The organism is Agromyces archimandritae, from assembly GCF_018024495.1.
Taxonomy (GTDB): domain Bacteria; phylum Actinomycetota; class Actinomycetes; order Actinomycetales; family Microbacteriaceae; genus Agromyces; species Agromyces archimandritae.
On the sequence record NZ_CP071696.1, the window covers coordinates 2011133 to 2034723 of the forward strand.

Annotated in this window: 22 protein-coding genes and 1 pseudogene; 17 read left to right on the forward strand and 6 right to left on the reverse strand. The window is 71.5% G+C overall.

The annotated features are described in order from the left end of the window. Positions 1 to 700 precede the first annotated feature (700 nt). The gene (locus tag G127AT_RS09135; RefSeq protein WP_210896204.1) at positions 701 to 1948 is read left to right on the forward strand and encodes a LacI family DNA-binding transcriptional regulator; all 1248 of its coding nucleotides are present in this window, start codon (positions 701 to 703) and stop codon (positions 1946 to 1948) included. Positions 1949 to 2288: 340 nt separating this feature from the next. On the opposite strand, the gene G127AT_RS09140 is transcribed toward G127AT_RS09135, so the two are convergent. The 4 genes and pseudogenes from G127AT_RS09140 to G127AT_RS09155 all read right to left on the reverse strand — a co-directional run bounded on the left by G127AT_RS09140 (position 2289) and on the right by G127AT_RS09155 (position 7198). Continuing rightward, positions 2289 to 3608, reverse strand: coding sequence for an ISL3 family transposase (locus G127AT_RS09140; protein ID WP_425305849.1), 1320 nt, complete (start codon positions 3606 to 3608; stop codon positions 2289 to 2291). A 364-nt stretch (positions 3609 to 3972) separates the two neighbouring features. Further along, the gene (locus G127AT_RS09145) at positions 3973 to 5058 is read right to left on the reverse strand and encodes a mandelate racemase/muconate lactonizing enzyme family protein (RefSeq protein ID WP_210896206.1); all 1086 of its coding nucleotides are present in this window, start codon (positions 5056 to 5058) and stop codon (positions 3973 to 3975) included. Between the two features lie 179 nt (positions 5059 to 5237). Then, positions 5238 to 6149, reverse strand: a pseudogene (locus tag G127AT_RS09150) (5-dehydro-4-deoxyglucarate dehydratase); the annotation flags it as partial. After that, positions 6146 to 7198 (reverse strand): NAD-dependent epimerase/dehydratase family protein, encoded by a 1053-nt coding sequence (locus tag G127AT_RS09155; RefSeq protein ID WP_210896210.1) that lies wholly within the window; start codon positions 7196 to 7198, stop codon positions 6146 to 6148. The pseudogene G127AT_RS09150 and the gene G127AT_RS09155, both read right to left, overlap by 4 nt. A 167-nt stretch (positions 7199 to 7365) precedes the next feature. Here G127AT_RS09155 and G127AT_RS09160 point away from each other — a divergent pair, with 167 nt between their 5' ends. The 10 genes from G127AT_RS09160 to G127AT_RS09205 all read left to right on the forward strand — a co-directional run bounded on the left by G127AT_RS09160 (position 7366) and on the right by G127AT_RS09205 (position 15291). Next, positions 7366 to 8064, forward strand: coding sequence for a ThuA domain-containing protein (locus G127AT_RS09160; protein WP_210896212.1), 699 nt, complete (start codon positions 7366 to 7368; stop codon positions 8062 to 8064). A 57-nt stretch (positions 8065 to 8121) separates the two neighbouring features. After that, the gene (locus tag G127AT_RS09165; protein ID WP_210896213.1) at positions 8122 to 9546 is read left to right on the forward strand and encodes an LCP family protein; all 1425 of its coding nucleotides are present in this window, start codon (positions 8122 to 8124) and stop codon (positions 9544 to 9546) included. 157 nt (positions 9547 to 9703) lie between these two features. Continuing rightward, positions 9704 to 10138, forward strand: a complete 435-nt coding sequence (locus G127AT_RS09170) for a cupin domain-containing protein (RefSeq protein WP_210896215.1) — start codon at positions 9704 to 9706, stop codon at positions 10136 to 10138. 13 nt (positions 10139 to 10151) lie between these two features. After that, complete coding sequence (locus tag G127AT_RS09175; protein ID WP_210896218.1) at positions 10152 to 10589, forward strand: hypothetical protein; 438 nt, start codon at positions 10152 to 10154, stop codon at positions 10587 to 10589. A 374-nt stretch (positions 10590 to 10963) separates the two neighbouring features. Further along, the gene (locus G127AT_RS09180) at positions 10964 to 11476 is read left to right on the forward strand and encodes a hypothetical protein (RefSeq protein ID WP_210896220.1); all 513 of its coding nucleotides are present in this window, start codon (positions 10964 to 10966) and stop codon (positions 11474 to 11476) included. Between the two features lie 59 nt (positions 11477 to 11535). Beyond that, the gene (locus tag G127AT_RS09185) at positions 11536 to 12102 is read left to right on the forward strand and encodes a hypothetical protein (protein ID WP_210896222.1); all 567 of its coding nucleotides are present in this window, start codon (positions 11536 to 11538) and stop codon (positions 12100 to 12102) included. A gap of 77 nt (positions 12103 to 12179) precedes the next feature. Continuing rightward, the gene (locus G127AT_RS09190; RefSeq protein ID WP_210896224.1) at positions 12180 to 13214 is read left to right on the forward strand and encodes a peptidoglycan-binding domain-containing protein; all 1035 of its coding nucleotides are present in this window, start codon (positions 12180 to 12182) and stop codon (positions 13212 to 13214) included. Beyond that, positions 13205 to 13849 (forward strand): ATP-binding cassette domain-containing protein, encoded by a 645-nt coding sequence (locus tag G127AT_RS09195; RefSeq protein ID WP_210896226.1) that lies wholly within the window; start codon positions 13205 to 13207, stop codon positions 13847 to 13849. The genes G127AT_RS09190 and G127AT_RS09195 overlap by 10 nt, the downstream gene beginning before the upstream one ends. Beyond that, the gene (locus tag G127AT_RS09200) at positions 13836 to 14909 is read left to right on the forward strand and encodes a hypothetical protein (RefSeq protein WP_210896228.1); all 1074 of its coding nucleotides are present in this window, start codon (positions 13836 to 13838) and stop codon (positions 14907 to 14909) included. The genes G127AT_RS09195 and G127AT_RS09200 overlap by 14 nt, the downstream gene beginning before the upstream one ends. A 160-nt stretch (positions 14910 to 15069) precedes the next feature. Further along, entirely contained in the window at positions 15070 to 15291 is a 222-nt protein-coding gene (locus G127AT_RS09205) for a PLDc N-terminal domain-containing protein (RefSeq protein ID WP_210896229.1), read from the forward strand. 25 nt (positions 15292 to 15316) lie between these two features. On the opposite strand, the gene G127AT_RS09210 is transcribed toward G127AT_RS09205, so the two are convergent. Together G127AT_RS09210 and G127AT_RS09215 are read right to left on the reverse strand one after the other, a co-directional pair. Next, positions 15317 to 16861, reverse strand: a complete 1545-nt coding sequence (locus G127AT_RS09210) for an MFS transporter (RefSeq protein ID WP_210902004.1) — start codon at positions 16859 to 16861, stop codon at positions 15317 to 15319. A gap of 5 nt (positions 16862 to 16866) precedes the next feature. Further along, complete coding sequence (locus G127AT_RS09215) at positions 16867 to 17292, reverse strand: MarR family winged helix-turn-helix transcriptional regulator (RefSeq protein ID WP_210896231.1); 426 nt, start codon at positions 17290 to 17292, stop codon at positions 16867 to 16869. A 146-nt stretch (positions 17293 to 17438) separates the two neighbouring features. Between G127AT_RS09215 and G127AT_RS09220 the strand changes: the two genes are divergently transcribed. The 6 genes from G127AT_RS09220 to G127AT_RS09245 all read left to right on the forward strand — a co-directional run bounded on the left by G127AT_RS09220 (position 17439) and on the right by G127AT_RS09245 (position 23591). After that, entirely contained in the window at positions 17439 to 19217 is a 1779-nt protein-coding gene (locus G127AT_RS09220; protein ID WP_210896233.1) for a bifunctional sugar phosphate isomerase/epimerase/4-hydroxyphenylpyruvate dioxygenase family protein, read from the forward strand. 76 nt (positions 19218 to 19293) lie between these two features. After that, positions 19294 to 19716, forward strand: a complete 423-nt coding sequence (gene aroQ / locus G127AT_RS09225) for a type II 3-dehydroquinate dehydratase (protein ID WP_425305850.1) — start codon at positions 19294 to 19296, stop codon at positions 19714 to 19716. A 104-nt stretch (positions 19717 to 19820) separates the two neighbouring features. Next, positions 19821 to 20363, forward strand: coding sequence for a TRAP transporter small permease (locus tag G127AT_RS09230; protein ID WP_210896235.1), 543 nt, complete (start codon positions 19821 to 19823; stop codon positions 20361 to 20363). Then, positions 20360 to 21634 (forward strand): TRAP transporter large permease, encoded by a 1275-nt coding sequence (locus tag G127AT_RS09235; RefSeq protein ID WP_210896237.1) that lies wholly within the window; start codon positions 20360 to 20362, stop codon positions 21632 to 21634. The genes G127AT_RS09230 and G127AT_RS09235 overlap by 4 nt, the downstream gene beginning before the upstream one ends. Beyond that, the gene (locus G127AT_RS09240; RefSeq protein ID WP_210896240.1) at positions 21631 to 22572 is read left to right on the forward strand and encodes a shikimate dehydrogenase; all 942 of its coding nucleotides are present in this window, start codon (positions 21631 to 21633) and stop codon (positions 22570 to 22572) included. Before G127AT_RS09235 ends, G127AT_RS09240 begins: the two co-directional genes overlap by 4 nt. Next, a complete protein-coding gene (locus G127AT_RS09245) occupies positions 22569 to 23591 on the forward strand; it encodes a DctP family TRAP transporter solute-binding subunit (RefSeq protein WP_210896242.1) in 1023 nt (340 codons plus the stop codon). The genes G127AT_RS09240 and G127AT_RS09245 overlap by 4 nt, the downstream gene beginning before the upstream one ends.

Below are 23591 nucleotides of genomic sequence, written 5' to 3' on the forward strand. Positions count from 1 at the left end.
CCGGGGCCGGGTGCCGGGGACCGCTCGCCGGGTGCCGGGGGCCGGGGTCCGGGTGCCGGGGGCCGGGTGCCGGGGACCGCTCGCCGGGCGCCGGGTGTGGATGCCGCCCGGTCACCCGATCCACTCACCGCTCGGCCCTGGCTGTCGGCCTACCTGTCCCGTGTTCTGCGCAATGCAGGAACGCGCCCGGCGTGTCGCGCCCGCCATGCGGGAGAACGCCCCGCGACACGGGTGCGCTCCTGCATTGCGCAGAACCGAGTGGGGGCTGGGCGATGCGGCGGATGCCGCGGGTGTGGATGCCGCGGATGTGGATGCCGGCCGATCACCCGATCCACTCGCCGCAGCCTCCCCTGCGCAATGCAGGAACGTACCCGGCGTGTCGCGCCCGCCATGCGGGAGAACGCCCCGCGACACGGGTGCGTTCCTGCATTGCGCAGGGAAGCAGCGGCTCGGCGGGCGGGGAGAGCAGGTGGGGAGAGCGGGTGGGGTGGGGCGAGCGGGTGGGGCGGGGACCGGATGCCGGTGCGAACGGATGCCGGTGCGAACGGATGCCGGTGCGTGTGGATGCCGGGGCGCGCGGATGCCGGTGCGTGTGGATGCCGGGGCGCGCGGCATCCACACCCGCACGGGGTACTGGGAAAGCGTTATCTGCCTGGATATCCTGGTGGTCGGCGGGCCGCGCAGCCGGCCTGGAGGACGCATGAGCGAGACGGAACCCGCACGCACCGCCGCCACCCTGCACGACGTCGCCCGCGAGGCCGGCGTGTCGCTCGCGACCGCATCGCGCTCGCTGAACGGCAGTACTCGCAAGGTCAACGACGAATACCGGCAGCGGGTGCTCGCCGCCGCCGCCCGCCTGAACTACACGACGAACCTCTCGGCGCAGGCCGTCGCGCGCGGGGCGACGACGACGGTCGCGCTGCTCGTCGCCGACATCGCCGACCCCTACTTCTCGTCCATCGCCTCGGGTGTCATCGCCGCCGCCGACGAGGCGAACCTCATCGTCACGATGGCCGCGACCGACCGCGACCCCGACCGCGAACTCGATCTCGTCCGGCAGCTGCGCGGGCAGCGGCCGCGCGTCATGATCCTCTCCGCCTCCCGGCCGGCCGACGACCCCACCGCCGACGCACTCGTCGCCGAACTGGCGGCATACGAGCGTTCCGGCGGGCACGTCGTCATCATCAGCCGGAACGAGCTCGGCTTCCGCACGGTTCCGCTCGACAACCGCGGCGGCGCCGAAGCCCTCGCCCGCACCCTCGTCGGCCTCGGCTACCGTCGGTTCGCCGCCGTCACCGGCGATGAGGGGTTGCGCGGCGCCGACGACCGGCTCGAGGGGTTCCGGGCCGGGCTCGCCGGGGCGGGCGGCGGGGCGGCGGGCGTGCCGGCGGGTGCGGATGCCTCGGTCGATGCCGGAGCGTCGGCGGGTGCGGATGCCTCGCGCGCGTCGGCGGATGCCGGAGCGGATGCCTCGGGTGCGGATGCCGGGGCCGCCCTGCCCGACTCGCGCATCGCGCGGGCCGCGTTCACCCGCGACGGCGGGTACGCCGCGATGCAGGAGCTGCTCGGGCGGGGGCTCGGCGGCGCCGAGCTCGTCTTCGCCGCGAACGACGTCATGGCGGTCGGTGCGCTCGCCGCGATCCGGGATGCCGGGCTCGCCCCCGGCCGCGACCTCGCCGTCGCCGGATTCGACGACATCCCCACCGTCCGCGATGTCACCCCGCCGCTCACGACGGTGCGCGTTCCCCTCGAGGAGCTCGGTCGGCGCGCACTGCGTCTCGCGCTCGGTGAAGACTCCGCCGGCGGCGTAACGGGCGGCGCCGATTCCGCTGGCGGCACAGCGGGCGCCGCCGATTCCGCCCGACCGGAGCGCGAGGCAGATCCCGGCCCTGCCCTCGAGGTCATCGTCCGCGACAGCACCCCGCCCCTTGCCTCGCCCCGCCCCTGACGGCGCCCCGGGCATCCACACCCTGATTCCCCGCTCTCATCTGCGCAATGCAGGAGTGCGTTCGTGTCGCGGGGGCTTCTGCCGTGTGGAGGGTGCGACACGCCGTGCGTGTTCCTGCATTGCGCAGAAAGGACGGGTGGCAGGCGATGCTGCGCCGAGTGGATCGGGTGATCGGCCGGGCATCCACACCTCGATTCCACCCTCTCATCTGCGCAATGCAGGAGTGCATTCGTGTCGCGGGGGCTTCTGCCGCATGGTGGGGTGCGACACGCCGTGCGTGTTCCTGCATTGCGCAGAAGAAGGACGGCAGAAAAGGGGCTCTTCGGACATCCGGTGGGGGTCATGGGGTGAGGCCGCCGGCGGCGAGGAGCATGCGGAGGCGGTAGTTGTGGCGGTTGCGGAAGCCTCTGGCGAGGCGGCGGTGGAGTTCGATGATGCCGTTCACGGCCTCGGTGCCGCCGTTGGATGAGCGGCCGGTGGTGAAGTAGGCCAGGAACGCGTCGCGCCACCGTCTCAGGGTGCGGCCCAAGCGGGCGATCTCGGGGATCGGGCAGGTGTGGAACGTGTCGACGACGGTGACGGCGATCCGTCGTCCTTGGGCCAGATCCTTCGCGTGGTAGGCGGCGCGGAGTTGCTGTGCACACTGCCAGGCGATGAAGACTTCCTCGTGGGCGGGGTCGGCGTTGATCGCGGCGACCAGACGTGCTCGTTGCTTGTCGGTGAGGTGCTCGGCCCCGGCGCGGAGGATGGTCTGGATCCCGTAGAGCGGGTCGCCCTTCCGGCCGCGATGGCCGAGGGTGTCCTGTTGGACCCGGCGGCGGACCTCGTCGACGGCGGCGGTAGCGAGCTTCACAACGTGGAACGCGTCCAGCACGGCGATCGCGTCGTGGAGCTTGTCGTCGATGGCGGCCTTGTAGCCGGCGAAGGGATCCAAGGCGGCCACTTTCACGTTCCGACGGAAGTCCTCGCCGCGTTGGTCCAGCCAGGCCTTGTAGACGCGCCCGGAACGGCCGGGCACGAGGTCCAGCAGCCTGGCGTGCGTCTTGCCGTGCTCGTCGCGGGTCAGGTCGACCATCCCGGTCAACTCCTTCCGGGCCGCGCATGCGGGATCGACGTGGTGCCAGATGTGTTCATCGACACCGAGGGTGCTGACCCCGTCGAACCGGGACTCGTCGGCGGCAAGCTGCTCGAGTTCGGGTTCGACGGCCCGCCAGAGCGTCTTCCACGACGTGTCGAGCTGACGAGCCAAGCCTTGGACGGTGGCGTGTTCGCGACGCAACTGCCCGATCGCCCAGACCACGGCACGGGCCGTGATCGATCCGCGTGGGGCGACCAACGACGGGAGCTGTTCCATGAACGTCTTCCGGCCGCAGTCGGTGTCCTCGCAGCGGAAGACGCGTTGCCGCCATACCAGGCGCACCCGGTCAGCGCCAGGCACGTCCCGCAGCACCCGGCGTCGGCGGCCACGACCGGTCGCGATCACCCCGCACGATGGGCACCCGGCAGGTCCCGGCGGGCTGGAGACCGTGACCGTCAGCAGGCCGTCACGGCGATCGACATGCTCGACGTGGACCCCGTCCAGGCCCAGCAGCAGGTCACAACGGTCACAGGGATCAGCAGCCGGACGCGCGTCAACGCGCCCCGAAGTAAGGTGAAGCACGTCGAGGTCCTCGGTCGGAATCAGGTGGTTAGCGCTTCTGATCCTCGGGGACCTCGACCCCTACACGCCAGTCACGCCCCGGACACCTCACCCCCACCAGATCTCCGAAGAGCCAGAAAAGGCCGGCGGCGGGATGGAGGGCGCACGGATTCGGGAGCATGGCGGTGCGAGCCGGGTAGATGGACCCGCGGCATCTACACCCTGATTCCGCGCTCTCATCTGCGCAATGCAGGAGAGCATTCGTGTCGCGGGGCCTTCTGCCGCATGGTGGGGTGCGACACGCCGTGCGCGTTCCTGCATTGCGCAAAAAAGGGAGGCGGAAAGGACGGGGCAGGACGGCGAGGCCGCCGGCAGGCGCCGCCGCTCAGAACACCGGAGCGGCGGCATCCACGAGCCGGATGCCGAGTCCGGCCTGCCCGGTGTCGCGCGCCCAACCGTGCTCGACGACGACCGGGGGCATTCCGTCGATCACGCCGAGCTCGTCGAACGACGCGCCCTCGGGCGCCTCGACGGGCGTGTCGGCGGTGCGGGCGAGCGCGAGCTGGGCGCTGAGCTCGGTCAGCAGGTGCGGCGCCACGGTCGCCCCGTGCTCGTCGGCGAGGGCGGCGATCTGCAGGAACGGGGTGATGCCGCCGACCCGCACGACGTTCGGCTGCACGACATCGGCGACGCCGGCGTCCAGGAACTCCCCGAATCGGTACCGGGTGTGCAGGTTCTCGCCGACGGCGATCGGCACGTCGATCGCCTCGCGCAGGCGGATGTGCCCGGCGAGGTCGTCGGCGCGCAGCGGCTCCTCGACCCAGTTCAGGTCGAACACGGCGAGTTCGTTCACCGCGCGCACGGCGTCGTCGACGCTCCACAGCTGGTTCGCGTCGATCATGAGCGCCCGGTCGGGGCCGATGATCTCGCGCACGGCGGCGACGCGGCGGATGTCGTCGGCGAGTTCGGGCAGGCCGACCTTCATCTTCACGGCGTCGAATCCGGCATCCACCCACCGTTCGGCCTGCGCGACGAGCTCGTCGAAAGAGTAGTGCCGGTTGATGCCGCTTCCGTAGGCGCGCACGCGCTGATGCGCGCGGCCGAGATGCTCGACCATCGGCCGGCCGGCACGGCCCGCATCGAGATCCCAGAGGGCGAGGTCGAGCCCGGCCATCGCGATGGTCGTGATGCCGCCGCCGCCGGCTTCGTGCAGGTGTCGCCACAGTGGATGCCAGAGCGCGCCGGCATCCGCCGGCCGCCCGATCGCCCACGCCCTGATGTCGTGGTCGAGCAGGGCCTGCACCGCCTCGGCGCCGATCGTCGGCGTCCATGACAGGCCGCGGCCGACGGAGCCGGCGTCGTCTTCGACCTCGACCGAGATGAACGCGAGCCGGTCGACCCCCGGCCCCCACGGGCGGCCGAGCGGGGCACGGAACAGGCGGGTGTCGAGCCGGCGGATCGGTGCGGTCATCGGCCGACCCTAGCAGCGGGTGCGGATGCCGTGGGGCGGCCGGCGGCATCCGCACCCGGCCCCGCGGTGCTCGCCGATCCGTCCGCCGCGGCGCCGGCGGCATCCGCACCCGCGCCCGCCTTCGCGCTCGCGGCGCCCACGGCATCCGCACCCGTCCCCGCCGCCCCGCCCAGCTCGGCGGCGAGTTCCAGCCCGCGTTCCAGGATGCCGGCGAGGCGCCGTTCCTGCTCGGGCGTGGGGTCGACGAGCGGAGGCCGCACCCCGCCGACGGGCAGCCCTCGCAGCCGCAGGCCGGCCTTCACGAGCGAGACGCCGAAGCCGGGCGTCTCGTCGCGCAGTGCGACGAGGGGGCGGTAGAAACCGTCGAGCAGGGCGAGGCGCACGGACTCGTCCCCGTTCGCGCAGGCGCGATAGTGCAGCGCCGCGACTTCGGGGATCATCGCGAATGCGGCAGAGGAGTACAGCGGAACGCCGATGCCGCGGTAGGCGCCCTGGGTGAGCTCGGCGGTCAGGAGCCCGTTGAAGAAAGCGAGGGGCCGCCCGGTGGTGCGGGCGATCTCGCCGGCGGCGAGCACGATCTCCTGCGTGCGGCCGATGTCGCCGGTGCCGTCTTTGAATCCGGCGACGAGGGGGTGGGCGGCCAGGCGGCGGATCGCGTCGGGCGTGTATCCGGCTGTGCCGCGATGGTAGACGATGACCGGAAGCGCGGCGGTCTCGGCGATCGTCTCGACCCAGGCGATGAGGCCGTCGGCGGTGCCGGTGACGAGCGCGGGCGGGAGCAGGAGCAGCCCGTCGGCGCCGGCATCGGCGGCGGATCGGGCGGTCTCGAGGGCGTCGCCGAGGCCGCCGCCGGATCCGGCGATCACCGGCATCCGCCCGCCCACCGTTTCGACGGCGACCGCGACGACCCGTGCGATCTCGGCCGTCGAAAGCGCATGGAACTCGCCGGTGCCGCACGCGGGGAACACCCCGCCGGGCCCGTACCCGAGCCGGCCGGCGATGTGCTCGCCGAGCAGGCCCGTGTCGACCCGGCCGGCGGCGTCGAAGGGGGTGACGGGGAAGAAGAGGACGCCGTCGAAGGCGAGGGTCATGCGAGGCTCGATTCGGTCGGAGCGGGTTGGGGTGCGGGGTTCGCGGCGGCGGGTGTGGATGCCGCGGGGGTGCCGGGCAGGGTCTCGATACGGCGCCGCGCGCCTACTCGACCGGCGGGTGCGGTGGATGCCGGGGGCGGTGCGGCAGGGGGAGCGGTGGATGCCGGGTCGCCCCCGCCGACATGCTCGTCGCGCCAGCTGCGGCGCGGCCGCCATCCGAGTCGGGCGGCCGCCTTCGCCGGGCTGAACACGGGGGCGGTGCCGGTGAGCGCGTCGGCCGCGGGCCCGAGCTCGGGGGCGAATTCGACTCGGAGCTCGGCGACCGGCCGCACGGCGAGCGCGTCGGCGGCGCCGACGAAGAAGGTCTCGCCGTCCACGGCGTCCACGGGTGCTGCGACCCAGGCAGCGGCGAAGTCGGCGGCGTCGCGGGCGTCGACGTAGTTGAAGAGGCTGACGGCTGCGAGCGCGGGGTCGGCGAGGCGTTCGGCGATGGTGTGGCCCTGCTGGGTGGGGGCGCCGGCCCATTCTTCGGGTGTGATGACGTAGCAGGGGCGGAACACGCCGAACGCGGTGGGGGTGGTGCGCGCGAACATGCGGGCGAGTTCTTCGATCGCGAGTTTGGAGGCGGCGTAGGCGTTGGCGGGGGCGACGGGGTGGGTTTCGTCGAGGGGGAGGGTGTGCGGATGCCAGTCGGCGATGCCGTAGCCGAGCACGGTGGGGCTGCTGGCGGCGAGCACCCGTTCGACGCCGGCGGCGGCGGCGGCCTCGAAGACGGTGTGGGCGATGGCGGTGTTGACGGCGAAGATGCGGCGTTCGGGGGCGCTGAACGGAACGGCGATCGCGGCGAGGTGAACGATCGCCTGGGGCCGGGTTGCGGCGAGCAGTTCGGCGACGGCGGTGTCGTCGGCGAGGTCGGCGAGGCGTTCGTCGATGCCGGGCAGGCCGGCGGATGCGCGGTCGGCGCCGGTGACCTGGTGGCCGGCTGCGGCGAGGCCGAGCGCCGTGCTGCGGCCGAGGCGCCCGGCCGATCCGGTGACGAGTATCCGCATCCGCATCCCTTCGCGCGGTCTGAGAAACCGCTTTCTCGAGCGAGCCTATCCAGATCGCCGCGCCCTCGGCAAGGGTCGAATGCCCGGGTGCAATGCATCGGCCGGCAGTGGATGCCGGGCCGCGCCCGGCCCGCCGCGGTACGCTGCAGATGGGCGGAAGGGGGAGCATGCGCGCCGTCATCCTGAGCGGGGCCGGCCGGACGGCCGACCCCTGGCATCCATACCCCGAGACGAGCGCCGCGCTCGCCGACATCGTGCGGGCCGCCGGGTTCGAACCCGAGATCGCCGACGGACCCCTCGAGGGCCTGGCCGATCTGGCCGGCGGGGCGCACCTCATCGTCGTGAACGCCGGCGACCCCGACGGGCCCATGCCGGAGGGTGCGGATGCCCCGCCGCCGTCGCCCGAGCTCGAAGACCGCGCCGCCGACGCGCTCGACGCCGCCCTGGAGCGCGGCGTCGGCGTGCTCGCGGTGCACTCGGCGGCATCCACGCTGCGCGAACTGCCCGCCTTCGGCGCGGCGCTCGGCGCGCGGTGGATCGACGGCCGTTCCTGGCACCCGCCGATCGGCGAGGCGCGCGTGCGCATCGTCGGCGACCACGAGATCGCCGACGGCCTCGCCGACTTCACGGTGTTCGACGAGCGCTACAGCGGGATGCCGCTGTCGGGCGTGATCGAGCCGATCGCCGAGCATGTCGAAGACGGCATCCGGCATCCGCTGATCTGGGCGCGGGAGCTCGCCCCGTCGCGGCTCGTGTACTCGGCGCTCGGCCACGACGCCCGCGCCTACGAGTCGGACGAGTACCGGGAGCTCCTCGGGCGTGCGCTCGCCTGGCTCGCCGAGGTGCCTGCGGCGACGTTCTTTTAGAGGGAGCGACCGGCGCGCGGCTACGGTTCGGATCGGCGTCCGTTCGGATCAGTGCCGATGCGGGTACGCTCATGCCACGCGCGCGCCGCGGCATCCACCGCGGGCATGCGCCCCGCCCGCCCGGCCCCGCCCGATCCGCACTCCGAGGACCTCATCGACCCCGCCGCCCGACACCGCCGCCGCCCGCACGCGCGGGCGCGCGCCGCCCGTGTGCTCGCACGCGTCGGCGCCGGTGCGGCCTGCCTGCTCATCGCCGGCGTGTCGACGGCGGCCTATTTCGCCTGGGATCTGCTGAACGCGGTGTCGTCGAACTCGGTCGACATCGGTTCGGGGGATGCGCCGCACATCACCGGCCTCGGCGCCGTCGACGGCGGGTTCGACATGCTCATCGTCGGCACCGACAACGACGCCGACCAGGGCGACGCCTACGGCGAACGCGACGCGACCCTGAACGATGTGAACATCTGGCTGCACGTCGCGGCCGATCATTCGCGGGCGGTTGCGATGAGTTTTCCGCGCGACCTCGTCATCCCGCATCCCGAATGCACCGACCCCGACACCGGCGAGACGTTCGACGCGATGTCGGCGCAACCGGTGAACGTCGCCTACGAACGCGGCGGCATCGCCTGCGTGGCGGCGACGCTCGGCACGTTGACGGGGGAGCCGTTCGAGTATGCGGCGGCGGTGTCGTTCGGCGGCGTCGTCGCGCTCAGCAACGCGGTCGGCGGGGTGGAGATCTGCGTGCAGGAGGCCATCGACGACCCGGATGCCGGCCTCGTGCTGCCGGCCGGCACGAGCGTCGTGCAGGGCGAGACGGCGCTCGGGTTCCTGCGCACCCGGCACGGCATCGGCGACGGCAGCGACCTGTCGCGCATCTCGAACCAGCAGTCGTTCCTGTCGTCGCTGATCCGCAAGGCGAAGTCGGACGAGACGCTCGGCGACCCCGGCAAGCTCGTCGCGCTCGGGCAGGTCGCCGCCGACCACATGAAGCTCTCGACGTCGATGGCGAACCCGTTGACGATGGCGTCGCTCGCGCTGACGCTGAAGGATGTGCCGCTCGAGAGCATCGTCTTCGTGCAGTACCCGGGTTCGACGGGGTCGGAGGAGTTCCCGGGCAAGGTCGTGCCGATCGAGTGGCAGGCCGAGGAGCTCATCGCGAAGATCGTCGCCGACGAACCGTTCGGGCTCGGCGAGGACGCCCTCGGGCCGGGTGTGGCGGAGGACCCGGCGTCGGGTGCGGATGCCGGGGGCGCGGTGGATTCCGGGGCTGCGGTGGATGCCGGTGGCTCCGCCGACGGTGAGCCCGCCGACGGTGAGCCCGCCGACGGTGAGCCCGCCGACGGTGCGGCCGACGCGGGCGCCGGCGCAGCCGACGGCGCCGATGCCGCGGCGCCCCCGGCATCCACCCCGCCCGAGACCCTCGACGGCATCCGCGGCCAGTCGGCCTCGCAGCGCACCTGCGCGGAGGCCTACAGCGGGTAGGGGTATGCCGGCGGCGCATGCGCACGCCCCGCAAAACGTAGATTCCACGTTAGGCAAAACGTAGATTTCGGACGGATCGCGTGATCTTCAGGTGAGCCGGCGACCCGCGGGAACCCTGCCTCTCGCGCCTCCTTCGGGCAGCCGCTAGCGTGGCGGCATGACGGCTTACGAAGTGCTCGAGATCGGCGCCCTCGACGAGTGGCGCGACCACCACGGCGGGTTCCGCCCCGACAGTGCGCGCGACGGGCGACGGGTCGTGGATCACGAACTCGAGTCGCAGTACATCGGCCTCACGGCCAACGCGCTCGAGCCCGGCGAGGAGGCCGGGTACTGGCACACGCATGCGCGCATCGAAGAGCTGTACGTGTTCCTCGGCGGCCGCGGGCAGATGGGTCTGGACGACGAGGTCGTCGAGGTCGGGCCGGGCACGGTCGTCCGTGTCGGCCCCGGCGTCGCCCGCACGTGGCGGGCCGCGCCGGGCGGCAGCGAGCAGCTGCGCTGGCTCTGCATCCGCGCCGGCGGCACCGAGCTGCCGCAGTTCCCCGACGACTCCGAGCGGCATCCTGAGCGGCCGATGCCGTGGACGGCGTGACCGTCGCCGAACCGTGACCGTCGAGACCAACTGGGCGGGCAACCTCGCATATCGGGGGCGCATCCGGCATCCATCGTCGGTGGATGAGCTGCGCGGCCTCGTCGCGGACGCGCCCGGCCCGATCCGCCCGCTCGGCACCCGGCACAGCTTCAACACGATCGTCGACACCGACGGAACCCTGATCGCCACCGACCGCCTGCCGACCGGGATCGCGGCCGGCGGCACGGTACCCGGACTGGGTGCTCTTCGCCGCTCTCCGCGAACGCCTCGACCCCGGCGGCCGCTTCATGAACCCGTTCCTCGCGGCACCTCACAGGCGAGAGCGGGGCGAAGGCCCGATGGCGGCACCCGGTACGGACTCGTTGGCGAAGAACCTTTTACGGCGTGCCTGCTTTCTGCGCCCTGGATGCATGATCTTCATGATCTGAACGAATTCAAGCGGTTCGCTTGACGTCTGCTGAAGGCCCCCCCAAGATGAATTGCATCAATACTCCACGTTCGCTGTTCACTGACGAACGGAAGGAACATACGATGAAACGCAAGCGTCTGTCAGCCTTGGCTGGTCTGGGAGTCGGCATTGCCGTTGTATTCGGCGGAGGGATGGCCGCCAACGCGACCACCGAGTACGTAGGGGGTGGGACATGGCGCTAGACGCTGTTGTGGCCGCCGGCTACAGTGGAAACCATTTCTACTGGTGGCACATCTAGTTCTATGCGCTACACAGTCGCGACCAGCACGGCAGCGGCCGTGCTGGTCGTCTTCGCAATGAGCTCGTGCTCTAGTGCACACTCTGCCCCGGCGCAGCGCACAGGCAGCATTGCTGAGATGCCTTCCTTCGACGGCCCGTACGCATCCGAGTTTCGCGACGCGTGGACGAACTACGGGAACCCGTTCGTGCACGGAGTGATCGCTGATGAGGAGATTTCGGACGCGGAGTTCGCTGAGATTCTGGCTCGACTCACGACGTGCGTCGAGGGTGCCGGCATGCTTGTCACGAGCCACGATGCTCACGGCTACCGAGTCGACATGAACGGTCGCGGCGAGGATCCTGAGCCCGCGAATGCAGACCTGGACGCATGTGACATGGAATCGGGATGGTTCCCATTGTCGATTATCCGTGCTCAGATGCAGAGTAATCCGCAGAACGAAGACATGAATGAGATCATGGCAGCATGCATGGTGCAGAACGGCGTTGTCGCGGACGGGTATACGGCGAAGGAATTCGCTCGCGACAATCCTGAACGTTCGTTCCCGTTCCTCGATCCGAAAACCGGGGATCGTGCATTCACGGAATGTCAGAATGACCCACTCGGACTGCTCTCGGGGGATGAGAAGTAGCTGAGATGCCGATGGCGATTCGCGGAAGCCTCAGGATGCTTGTTGCGTCCGTCGTCTTCGTGCTGGCCGGATGCGCGGCACAGGGGGAACTACCCGCTCCGGACGCGGCCGATACGGTCGACCCGGCGGCGGCCGCCCCCGCGTTCGAGGGGCCGTTCGCGGCCGAGTACACCACTGCGTGGCAGGAGACGGAGTCGCAGTTCGTGCGGGATGCGATTCTGGATGAGACGGTGTCCGACGCCGAACTCGCCGAGGCTGTCGAGCGGCTCAAAGCCTGCACTGAGCGACATGGCATGCACATCACCGAGTACAACGGCGGCAGGTACACGGTGGCTCCGAGCGACGTCGGCGGCGAAGAGGGCAATCAGATCCTCGGGGCGTGCGAGAAGGCCTCCGGTGAGCACCCGCTCGCGCTTCTGCACCGCAGCGCGATCATCAATCCGGAAAACCGGGACCGGAACGAGCTCAAAGCGGAATGCCTCATACGGAACGGGGCGGTCGCGACCTCATATACGGCCGAGGAGTTCGCACACGACAACACGACGCTCGACTTTCCGTTCCTCGACCCCGCATCGGGCGAGGCGATCTTCTGGCGATGCAACGACGACCCGCGCACCGGGCAGTGAGAGGCTGATAGCGTGCCGCACATGGGCGGGAACACCGGCGAGGCCGGGCGGGCGACGATGCGCAGGGGACTGCGGCGATGAGCCGCCGACCGTCCGCACGGGCCGGGCTCATCGTGCTCGGCGCGCTTCTGGCCGTCGGCGTCGGTGCGGGGGCGACGGCGCTCGCCCTGCAGCCGATCGTGCCGGCGAGCCTCGCCGAAGCGGATGCCCCGAAGGCGGCGCCGGTGGCGGCGCAGCGTTTCGCCGATGAGCGGGCCGTGCAGCTCATCGTCTCCGAACCGCAGCCGCTCGAAGTCGCCGCTCCGGCGGCCGGCACGCTGACGTCGTGGAGCTGTGCGCCGGGGGCCGAGCTCGCCTCGGGTGCCGGCATCGCCGTGATCGACGATCGACCGGTGATCGCGCTCGCGACGGGCATCCCGCTCTGGCGCGACCTCGCCCCGGGCGACGAGGGCGATGACGTCGCAGCCCTGCAGACCGAACTCGCGCGACTCGGCTTCGACGTCGCGGCCGACGGCGAACTCGGCGGCGGCACCCTCGACGCCCTCGGCGAACTGTTCGCACGCGCCGGCGGCGACGATGACGTCGACCGCGTCGAACGTGCACGCACCGTGTGGTCGCCCGCGGCAGCGGTGCCGATCCGCAGCTGCGACGCGACCGTGGGCCGGCAGCTCGCCCCCGGCGACGCGTTGCTCACCCTGGCATCCACCCCGGCATCCGCTCGCCTCGCCGAGATGCCCGCCGACCTCATCGAGGGCGAACGCGTGCTCGTGGTCGACGATCGCACCTTCCCGGTGGATGCCGAGGGCGTCGTCGCCTCGGCCGACGCCCGCATCGGCATCACGACCACGATCGCGTTCCGCACCGCACAGGCGAACGAGGGCACTCTCATGATCCCGGCGACGCTGGCGCTCGCCGAAGCCGCCGAGGTCTCGTCGGTGCCGCCGCAGTCGGTCTTCGGCATCGAGGGTGCCGATGGATGCGTGCTCGCCGACGGGGAGGCGCGCCCGGTTCACATCGTCGGTTCGCAGCTCGGGCAGACGTTCGTGACGTTCACCGGCGGCCCACCGCCGGGCGAGGTCGCCCTCGACCCCGGCGAGCACGCATGCGCGTGACGCTCACCGGCCTCGGGCACCGTTTTGCCGGCCAGCCCTGGTTGTTCCGTGGACTCGACGCCCTGCTGCGGCCGGGCGAGGTCACCGCCCTCACCGGCCCCTCGGGGTCCGGCAAGTCGACGCTGCTGAATCTCATCGCCGGCTGGGCGGACCCAGCCGAGGGCATCGTCGTGCGCGAGGGCGTCGATCGCATCGGCTGGGTGTTCCAGAACCCGTTCGGCCCGCCGCGGCGCACCGCGCTCGACCTCGTCGCCTACCCGCTGCTCGCCCGCGGAACGCCGCGGGCGACGGCCGCCGAAGAAGCGCTCGGCACGCTCGACCGATTCGGTCTCGCCGCGCTCGCCGACCGCGAGTTCCGCTCCCTCTCCGGCGGGGAGGCGCAACGGCTCATGCTCGCCCGGGCGATCGCCGCGGGCCCCGAACTGCTGCTCATCGACGAACCGACCGCGCAGCTCGACCCGGTCACCGCCGACACCGTCAACGCGGTCATCGGCCGCCTCGCCGAGCAGCGCACGATCATCGTCATCGCCACGCACGACCCGCGCACACGCGACGCGTGCACGGCGCACGTCGACCTCGGCGAACGGGTGGCGGGCGATCGGGCGGAACGGGTGCGGGTCGATGCGCGCCCGTGACATCGCCGGCGAGATCCGGCGCGGCGTCGCGAGCGGCACGGCACGTGTCGTGCTGCTCGCGCTGATGGCCGCCGTGGTGGGCATCGTGGCCGTCGCCGCAGACCTGGCGACCGTGCGGCAGCTCACCGCCGAGGCCGCCGCGTTCCACGCCGCCGGCGGTTCGACGATGATCATCATCGCGCCGGCCCGCGTCGACGGCGAGGCGTGCGAGCGGCTGACCGAGGTTCCCGGGGTCGAGGCAGCGGGGGCGCTGCGGCCGGCATCCACCCTCGCGACCGCCGTGCTGCCGTCCGCCCCGCTGACGGCCTACGACGTCACCCCCGCGTTCGCGAGGCTGTTCGACCGGGCGGCTGCGGGCGCCGGCACGTTCCTGTCGGCGGATGCCGCGGATGCGCTCGGTGCAGGCCCGGGCGCCGCCGTGGCGACCGCTGCCGGAGACATGCCCGTCGCGGCCGTGTACGACTACCCCTCCGACGGACGGCGACAGGGGCTCGGGTGGGCGGTCCTGCGCCCGGTGACGGCCGACACCGGATTCGACGAATGCTGGGCCCGCGCATGGCCGCCGCAGCCGCAACTGCGCGCCATGCTCGCCGGCACCTTGATGCCGGCGGCCGCCGGCCCCGACGCCGAGAACCCCGAATACGCCCAGCTGAACGCCGCATTCGGCGCCGAGTTCACCGGCCACGAACGTTTCCTCGCCCGCCCGACGGCGTGGGCGCCGCTCATGGCGGGCGGCGTCGCAGCGCTCATCGGCTTCGCGGCCGTACGCGCTCGGCGCCTCGAGTTCGCATCGAACCTGCACGTCGGAGCGACACGAGGCACGATCATGGTCACCGCCCTCGGCGAGGCTGCGGTATGGGCGGCATCCGCGGCGCTGCTCGTGGCATCCGCCGTCGCCGTGCTCGCCGCCGGCTTCGCCCCCGACGATGTGCCGGCCGTGCTCGGCGAGGGGATGAAGACCCCGATGCTCGTCTTCACCGGGGCATTGCTCGGAACCGCGGCCTCGCTCGCGCTCGTGCGCGAGCGGCACCTCTTCGCCTACTTCAAGGATCGCGCGTAACCCGCGGAAGCCGCACCGGCGAGGTCGCGCAAAGCGTCGCTTCGACCGTCTGCGAAGCGCAGTTCGCGTCACCTCGCGGCTGCGGTGGGAATCCGGCTACGACCCCCTGGTGTCGCAGCCCGGATCTTGGCTACGCTGGCATCGAACCGAAGGAGCCGGTATGGAACCCGTCGTCATCGTCGTCGCAGTGTCGGCGGTCGCGCTGTGGCTGGGGGCGCTGGCATTCGCGCTCACGCAGATCGCGAAGCACGAGGATCTCAACTCGATCGAGAAAACCGTGTGGGTCGTCGCGGTGCTGATGTTCCCGCTCGGCGGTTCGGTCGTCTGGTACGCCGCCGGCCCGCACCCGTTCGGCCTCCGCATCCAGGCCGGGCTCCGCTGAGACGGCCTAATGCGGCTGCGGCGCTCTACCCCTCCCGCCGGGGCAGCTTCGGGAGGCGGATGGGGGAGGTGAGCGCCGCCTCATCCGAGAAGTCCTCGGGGAGGACGTCGGCGGCTTCGGCGCGTTCGGTGACCTCGGCGAGCGGCCGACGGGTGATGGGGCCGGTGTCGGCTGTGCGGCGCGGTGCGGCGGGCTCGGCGCCCGCCGAGCCGGCCCCGGCATCCGCCGCACCGGCCTCACGCACGCGGGCCGCCTCGCCGGCGGGCGCGGCCCGCACGATGATCGGCGCCGGCGCCGTCACGGGCACCGCGATCGCGGCGGTGGGCGGTTCGAGGTAGCTGACCGACGGCATCCACTTGCGGGAGGGATGCCGCACCACGCGCATACCGCGCGAGAACACGAGCCAGCCGAGCCCGATGATGCAGGCGAGCACGCCGGCGACGGCGGCGATCCCGAGCCCCCATCGCGGGCCCCAGCCGTCGGCGACGGCGCCGACGATGGGCGCGCCGAGCGGCGTGCCGCCGGAGAGGATCGCCATATACAGCGCCATGACGCGCCCGCGCAGCAGGGGGTCGGTGGTGGTCTGCACGTACCCGTTCGCCGTGGTCAGCAGGGTGACCGAGCCGAAGCCGATGAGGATGGTGGATGCCGCGAACGTCCAGTACGTGGGCATCACCGACGACAGCAGTGCGGCGAGCCCGAAGAAGCCGGAGGCGAGGATGATGACGCGCATGCGGGCGCGTTCGCGGCGGGCGGCCATGAGGGCGCCGGCGAGCGAGCCGATCGCGAGGATCGAGTTCAGGATGCCGTATTCGCCGGCCCCGCGGCCGAACTCGACGGCCATCGTGGACGAGAAGATCGGGAAGTTCATGCCGAACGCGCCGATGAGGAAGACGATGACGAAGACGACGAGCAGGTCGGGTCTCGTCCACACGTAGCGGAAGCCGGCGACGAGCTGGCCGGGCTGGCGAGGCGCGCGGGCGGTGCGTTTCACGCCCTTGCGGAGGGCCATGAGCGCGGCGATGACGGCGATGAAGGTGACGGCGTTGATGACGAACACCCAGCCGGAGCCGACGAGGACGATGAGGAAGCCGCCGACGGCGGGGCCGATCATGCGGGCGGTGTTGAACGAGGCCGAGTTCAGGGCGACGGCGTTGGACATGTCGGAGCCCGAGACGAGGTCGGCGACGAAGGTCTGCCGGGCGGGGTTGTCGACGGCGTTCACGATGCCGAGGAGCAGTGCGAAGACGTAGAGGTGCCAGAGCTGGGCGTGGCCGAGGATGAGGAGGGCGCCGAGGGCGAGGGCGAGGATGCCGAGGGCGCTCTGCGTCGCGATGAGGATCTTGCGGCGGTCGAAGCGGTCGGCGATGAGGCCGGTGATGGGCACGAGGATGAACTGCGGGGCGAACTGGAGGGCCATGGTGATGCCGACCGCGAGCGCATCGTTGTCGCTGAGTTCGGTGAGCACGACCCAGTTCTGGGCGGTGGCCTGCATCCACGCCCCGACGTTGGAGACGAGGGCGCCGACGAACCAGATGCGGTAGTTGCGGTGGGCGAGGGAGCGGAACATGGCACTCACTGGGTGGCGATTCCTCCGATCAGTTCGACGGCGCGGGCGATGGTCTCCCGCTCTTCTTTGGACAGCTCCCGCAGGCGCTCGGTGAGCCAGGCGTCGCGTTTGCGCAGGGTGGCCTTGACGAGAGCGCGCCCGTCGTCGCTCAGCGAGATGTTGGTTTTGCGGCGGTCGGCGGCGTCGGGTTCGCGCACGAGGTAGCCGGCCTCTTCGAGGCAGTTGACCGTGCGGTTCATCGACGGGGCCGACACCTTCTCGCTCTCGGCGAGCTGGGTGAGCGTCTGCGTGCCGTGTCGGTTCAGGCCGCCCAGCACCGCGAACTGCGCGTCGGAGAGGGCCTGATCGGCTTTCTGGGCGCGGATGCGCCGGGAGAGCCGGAACACGGCCATGCGCAGTTCGGTGCTCTGCTCTGCGATCGTCTTGGCCATGAATTCCTTAGTCTAGCTTATTAGTCTTGCTAACAGAAATTCCCGAGTGGATGCCGTGGGGCGCCCGCCCCCGGCCGCGCGCCGGGGCATCCACTCGATGTACCGACCGGTACACGCGCAATGTACTTCCTGGTACATTGACGCGCATGCTGACCTCCATAGCCACCGTCTGCCTCTCCGGCGGCCTGGTCGAGAAACTCCACGCCTGCGCCGCCGCAGGCTTCGACGGAGTCGAGATCATGGACGCCGACCTCATCGCCGCCTACGAATCGCCCGAGGAGATCCGCGCCCTCTGCGACCGCCTCGGCCTCACGATCGACATGTTCCAGCCGATGCGCGACATCGAAGGCGTCAGCGACGACGTCTTCGCCGAGAACCTGCGCCGCGCCGAGGCCAAGTTCGACATCATGCAGCGCCTCGGCACCGACCTCGTGCTCGTCTGCAGCAACGTCGCCACGGCATCCGTCGACGACGACGCCGTCGCCGCCGCCCAACTCGGCCTCCTCGCCGACGCGGCAGCTGCCCGCGGCATCCGCATCGCCTACGAAGCCCTCGCCTGGGGCCGCTACGTCGACGACTACCGGCACGCCTGGCGCCTCGTCGAACTCGCCGACCGGCCGAACCTCGGCGTCTGCCTCGACAGCTTCCACATCCTCTCCCGCGGGCACGACCCCGCCGCCATCGAGGAGATCCCGGCCGAGAAGATCTTCTTCCTGCAACTGGCCGACGCTCCCCGCCTCGACATGGACGTGCTCTCGTGGAGCCGCCACCACCGCCTCTTCCCGGGCGAAGGCGACTTCGACCTCACCGGCTTCCTCGCCCACGTGCAGCGTGCCGGCTACACCGGGCCGCTCTCGCTCGAGGTCTTCAACGACACCTTCCGGCAGACCGACGTCACCCGCACCGCCGCCCACGCCCGCCGCTCGCTCAGCTGGCTCGCCGACCGCACCGCCCGCGAACGCGGCACCTGGGCCGACCGGCTGCCCGAACCCCAGCGGGCGCAGGGCATCGACTTCGTCGAGATCGGGGGAGGCGACCTCGACGCCGTGGATCGCCTGCTCGACCGGCTCGGCTTCGCCTTCCGCGGCAGGCACCGCACGAAGCCCGTCCGGCTCTGGACCGCCGGCGACGCCCGCATCATCCTGAACGAGCAGCTGCGCGCCGAACGCCCCCGCCTCTCGGCATTCGGGCTCGTCGTCGCCGACGCCGCCTCGGCCGCCGCCCGCGCCGACGCCCTCGGCGCACCGGCCGTCTACCGCCGCAGCTACGCCGGCGAGCAGGAGCTGCCGGCCGTCGCCTCGCCCGACGGCACCGAGGTGTACTGGAACGACGCCCCCGACGGCTGGCTGGCCGAGTTCGAAGGCGGCCGCGGGGTCGAATCGTTCGGCGGCCGCGTCGATCACATCAACGTCGCCTACCCCTGGCAGGACTTCGACGAAGCCGTGCTGTTCATGACGAGCGCCGTCGGCCTCGACGCCGAACCCCCCGCCGACGTGCCCGGCCCGCAAGGCCTCGTCCGCAGCCAGGTCATGCGATCCCGCGACGGCATCGTGCGCCTGCCGATGAACCTCGCCCCGCCGACCGCGCCCATGCCGAGCCGGCACATCGCGATCCGCACTGGCGACGTCATCGGCGTCGCCCGCGCCGCCCGCGCGCGCGGCCTCGACTTCCTGCCCGTGCCCGACAACTACTACGACGACCTCGCCGCCCGCTTCGCCCTCGACCCGGAGCTGCTGGCCACGCTCCGCGAGCTCGACCTGCTCTACGACCGCGACGACGCCGGCGAATTCATCCACTTCTACACGCCGACGATCGGCGACGTCTTCCTCGAGATCGTCGAACGGCGCGGCGGCTACGACGGGTACGGGGCGCTGAACGCGCCGGTGCGGCTCGCCGCGCAGCGCCGGGCGGGGGTCGGCGCATGAGCGGCGGCGGAACGGGCGCGCCCGGCGGGGCGGGGGTGCGGATGCCGCGGCCCCCGGCATCCACCGGCGCATCCTCGTGCTGAACGGCCCCAACCTGAACCTGCTCGGCACGCGCGAACCGGCCCTCTACGGCCGCGAGACCCTCGCCGATGCGGTCGCGCTCGCCGAGGCGGCCGCGGCGGGGGAGGGGTTCGCGATCCGTGCCGTGCAGCACAATTCGGAAGGGGCGCTGGTGGATGCCGTGCACGCCGCCCGCGAGGACTGCGATGCGATCGTCGTGAACGCCGGCGGGTACACGCATACCTCGGTGGCGCTCCGAGATGCGCTGACGGGGGTGGCGCTGCCGTTCGCCGAGGTGCACGTCACGAACGTGCATGCGCGCGAGCCGTTCCGGCACCACTCCTATCTGTCCGACGTCGCCGCGTGCGTCATCGTGGGTGCCGGCATCCAGGGCTACGCCTTCGCCGTGCAGCGGCTCGCGGCGGTGTTGCGCGCCTAATGTAATACCCGGTACGTTACTTATCGCCCCCACCGAGCCGTCGCTCGGAGCGCACGCCCGAAGCGCTCCGGCCGGCGGGCTCGACCCGACAAAGGAGTCCCGTCGTGACCGACGCCCCACCCCCGCGAGCGCGCATCCTGCGCCGCATCGCCGGCGCCATCGGCGTCGTCGAGATCACCATCGGCGTGATCGCGCTGCTGACGATCCTCGTGCTCGTCTTCATCCAGGCCCTGCAACGCTACCTGCCCGGCGACGGCATCGCCTGGTCGGGCGAGATCGCGAAGTTCTCGCTCATCTGGCTGACGTTCTCGGCCGCCGGCCTGCTCATCACCACCCGCGGCCACATCGCCCTCGAGATCATGGACTCGCTGCCGAACCCCATGGCCGTGCGCATCGTGCAGACCTTCGCCCTCGTCTGCGTCGCCGTCATCGGCTTCGGCCTCACCATGGAGGCCATCGCCCTCATCGAGACGCAGGGCATCGTGAAGTCGCCCGTGCTGCGCATCCCCATGTCCTGGATCTACATCCCCGTCCTCATCGGCATGGTGAGCACCACCATCCGCTCCGCCATCGCCGCCGTCGACATCGCGTGGCACGGCCCCGTGCTCGCCGACGTCGAAGACACCATCGAAGGAGCCTCCGCGTGAGCCTCGCCCTCCTCGGCATCGCCATCGCGGTGCTGCTCGTCCTCCGCGTGCCCGTCGCCTTCGCCTTCCTCGGGCCCTCCCTGGCCTACATGATCATCGAAGGCCAGTCGGCCGGCATGGCCCTGCGCTACGTCGGCAACGCCGCCGCCAGCTTCCCGCTGCTGGCCGTGCCGCTCTTCATCCTCCTCGGCGCCCTCGCCAACCACGCCGGCATCGCCGACCGCCTGTTCCGCTTCGCGATGGCCGTGCTCGCCAAGGTGCGCGGCAACCTCGGCTACGTCGCCGTCGGCACGAGCGTCGGCTTCTCGTGGATGAGCGGATCCGCCGTCGCCGACGCCGCAGCCCTCGGCAAGGTGCAGATCCCCGCGATGCTGAAGGCCGGCTACGGGCGCCGCTTCGCGACCGGCGTCTCGGCCTCCTCCTCCCTCATCGCCCCTGTGATGCCGCCGAGCATCCCCGCCGTCATCTTCTCGGGACTCGCGGCCGTGTCGACCGGGGCGCTGTTCGCGGCATCCGTCGTGCCCGCCATCCTCATGGCCGCAGGCCTCTGCATCGTCGTCTGGGTGCTCGTCCGGCGAAACCCCGCCATCCAGGCCGGCCGCTTCGACAAAGCCGAAGTGCTCGCCTCGCTGAAGGGCGTCGTGCTGCCGCTGTTCGCCCCGTTCATCATCCTCGGCGGCATCCTCGGCGGCTTCTTCACCCCCACCGAGGCGGCCGCGGTCGGCGTCGTCTACATCCTCCTCGTCGGCATCGTGCAGCGCTCGTTGTCGTTCAAGGGCTTCATCCGCAGCCTCGTCGAGACCGTGACGACGACCGCCGGCATCATGCTCATCGTCGCCAGCGCCTCGCTCCTCGGCTACATCCTCGCCAAGGAACGCCTGCCGCAGATGCTCACCGAGTTCATGTTCGGCATCACCTCGAACCCGACCGTGTTCCTCGCCCTCTGCGTCGTGCTCTGCCTCATCCTCGGCACCGTCATCGACGCGACCGCGATCCTCACCCTCATCGTGCCGATCCTCATGCCGATCGCGCTGCGCTACGAGGTCGACCCGATCGTGCTCGGCGTCATCATCATCATCTCGCTCATGATCGGCCTGCTCACCCCGCCCGTCGGCACCGTGCTGTTCGTCACAGCCGCGATCTCGAAAACCAGGATCGGCGAGGTGTTCCGCGGCTGCCTGCCGTTCATCATCCCCTCGCTCGTCATCGTGATCCTCGCCGTGCTGTTCCCCGACGCCGTGCTGTGGCTGCCGGAGGTGCTCGGCCTGTGAGTCTTCGCTCCACCGGCGCCTCGCCCGAGCGTCGCGCCGTGCTCATCGGCCTGATCGGCGAGGGCGTCACCCCCTCGCTGACCCCGCCCATGCACGAGCGCGAGGGCGCCCGGCACGGCATGCCCTACGTGTACCGCACGATCGACCTCGACCCCGCAGAAGCGACGCCCGACGCCGTCGAGGGCCTCCTGGCATCCGCCCAGCGCCTCGGCTTCGACGGGCTGAACATCACCCACCCGATCAAGCAGACGATCCTGCCGCTGCTCGACGAGCTCAGCCCCGCCGCCCGCCGCGTCGGCGCCGTGAACACCGTCGTCTTCGACGGCGGCCGCCGCATCGGCCACAACACCGACGTCACCGGGTTCGGGCAGGCCTTCGACGAGGCCATCGGCGCCGGCCCGCACGGCACGGTCGTGCTCGTCGGCGCGGGCGGCGCCGGGGCTGCGGTCGCCACGGCGCTCGCCGAACGCGACATCGCCGAGCTCGTCATCGTCGATCTCGACGCCCGGAGGGCCGGCGAGCTGGCATCCGCAGTGGATGCCGCCTCGCGCCCCAGCGTCCGCGCCGCCGCCCCCGACGCGCTCGCGGCCGAACTCGCCGCGGCCGACGGCGTCGTCAACGCGACGCCCTTCGGCATGGCCGCCCACCCCGGCACGGCCTTCGATCCGGCCCTGCTGGAGCCGCGCCTCTGGGTCGCCGACATCGTCTACCGGCCCGTCGAGACGGCGCTGCTGGCCGAGGCGGCCGCACGCGGCTGCCGGGTGATGCCGGGCCTCGGCATGGCGATGGGGCAGGCCGCCGACGCTTTCGAGATCTTCACGGGCGAAACAGCCGATCGGCGGGCGATGCTCGCCGATCTCCGAGACCTGGTCGCCGCAGAGGCGGCCGCCGCATCGGCGGACTCCCGCCGGTTGCACCGAAGAGAGGAAGAGCAATGAACGCACGACGCTCGAAGCGGGCGCTGTGGATCGCGACGGCCGCGATCCCCGCCATGCTCCTGACGGGCTGCTCCGGCGACGACGCCGGGGCCGAAGGCGGCGACGGCGCCGCCATCGAACTGACCCTCGCCCACAGCTACACCGAAGACCAGCCGCAGCACCGCTGCGGCGCGCAGGTCATCGCCGACGAGGTCGCCGCGGCCGATGTCGGCCTCGACGTCGAGATCTTCTCGTCGAGCCAGCTCGGCGGCGACGCCGACCGCATCGCCTCGGTCGCATCCGGCGACATCGACATCGACATCCAGGGCGCTTCGGCGCTCGGTGCGCTGTACGAGCCGATCAGCGTGCTCGACGCCGCCTACGCCTTCGACGACGCCGAGCACCTCGCCGCCTTCATGGCGAGCGATGAGGCGAAGCCCGTGCTCGAGGCGTTCGAGGAGCAGACCGGCGTGCACGTCATCGACGCCTGGTCGGCCGGCGCACGCCAGTTCACCGCGAACAAGGCCATCCGCGAGCCGGCCGACCTCGAGGGCCTCCGCGTCCGCTTCCCGGGCTCGCCGCAGTTCCTCATCAATGCGAAGGCGCTCGGCGCCGCCGCCACCGAGGTCGCCTACGAGGAGCTGTACCTCGCCCTGCAGCAGGGCACGGCCGACGGCCAGGAGAACCCGATCACCAACATCGACTCGCAGAACCTCGCCGAGGTGCAGGACTACCTGAGCCTCACCAGCCACCAGCTGAACACCAACCTCCTCATCGTCGGGCCCGTGTGGAACGAGCTGAACGGCGAGCAGCAGGATGCGCTGTCGGCCGCCGTCGAGACGGCCGTCGCCGAGGTCACGAGCTGCGTCGAAGAGGACGAAGCCGCCAAGCTCGACGAGTGGCGTGCCGGCGGCGAGTGGGAGATCGTCGACGACGTGGATGTCGACGCCTTCCGCGAGCAGGCCGTCGCCTACCTCGAGGAGAACCTCGACGACGACTCCCTCGAGGTCTTCCAGGCGATCCGCACCACCGCGAACTGA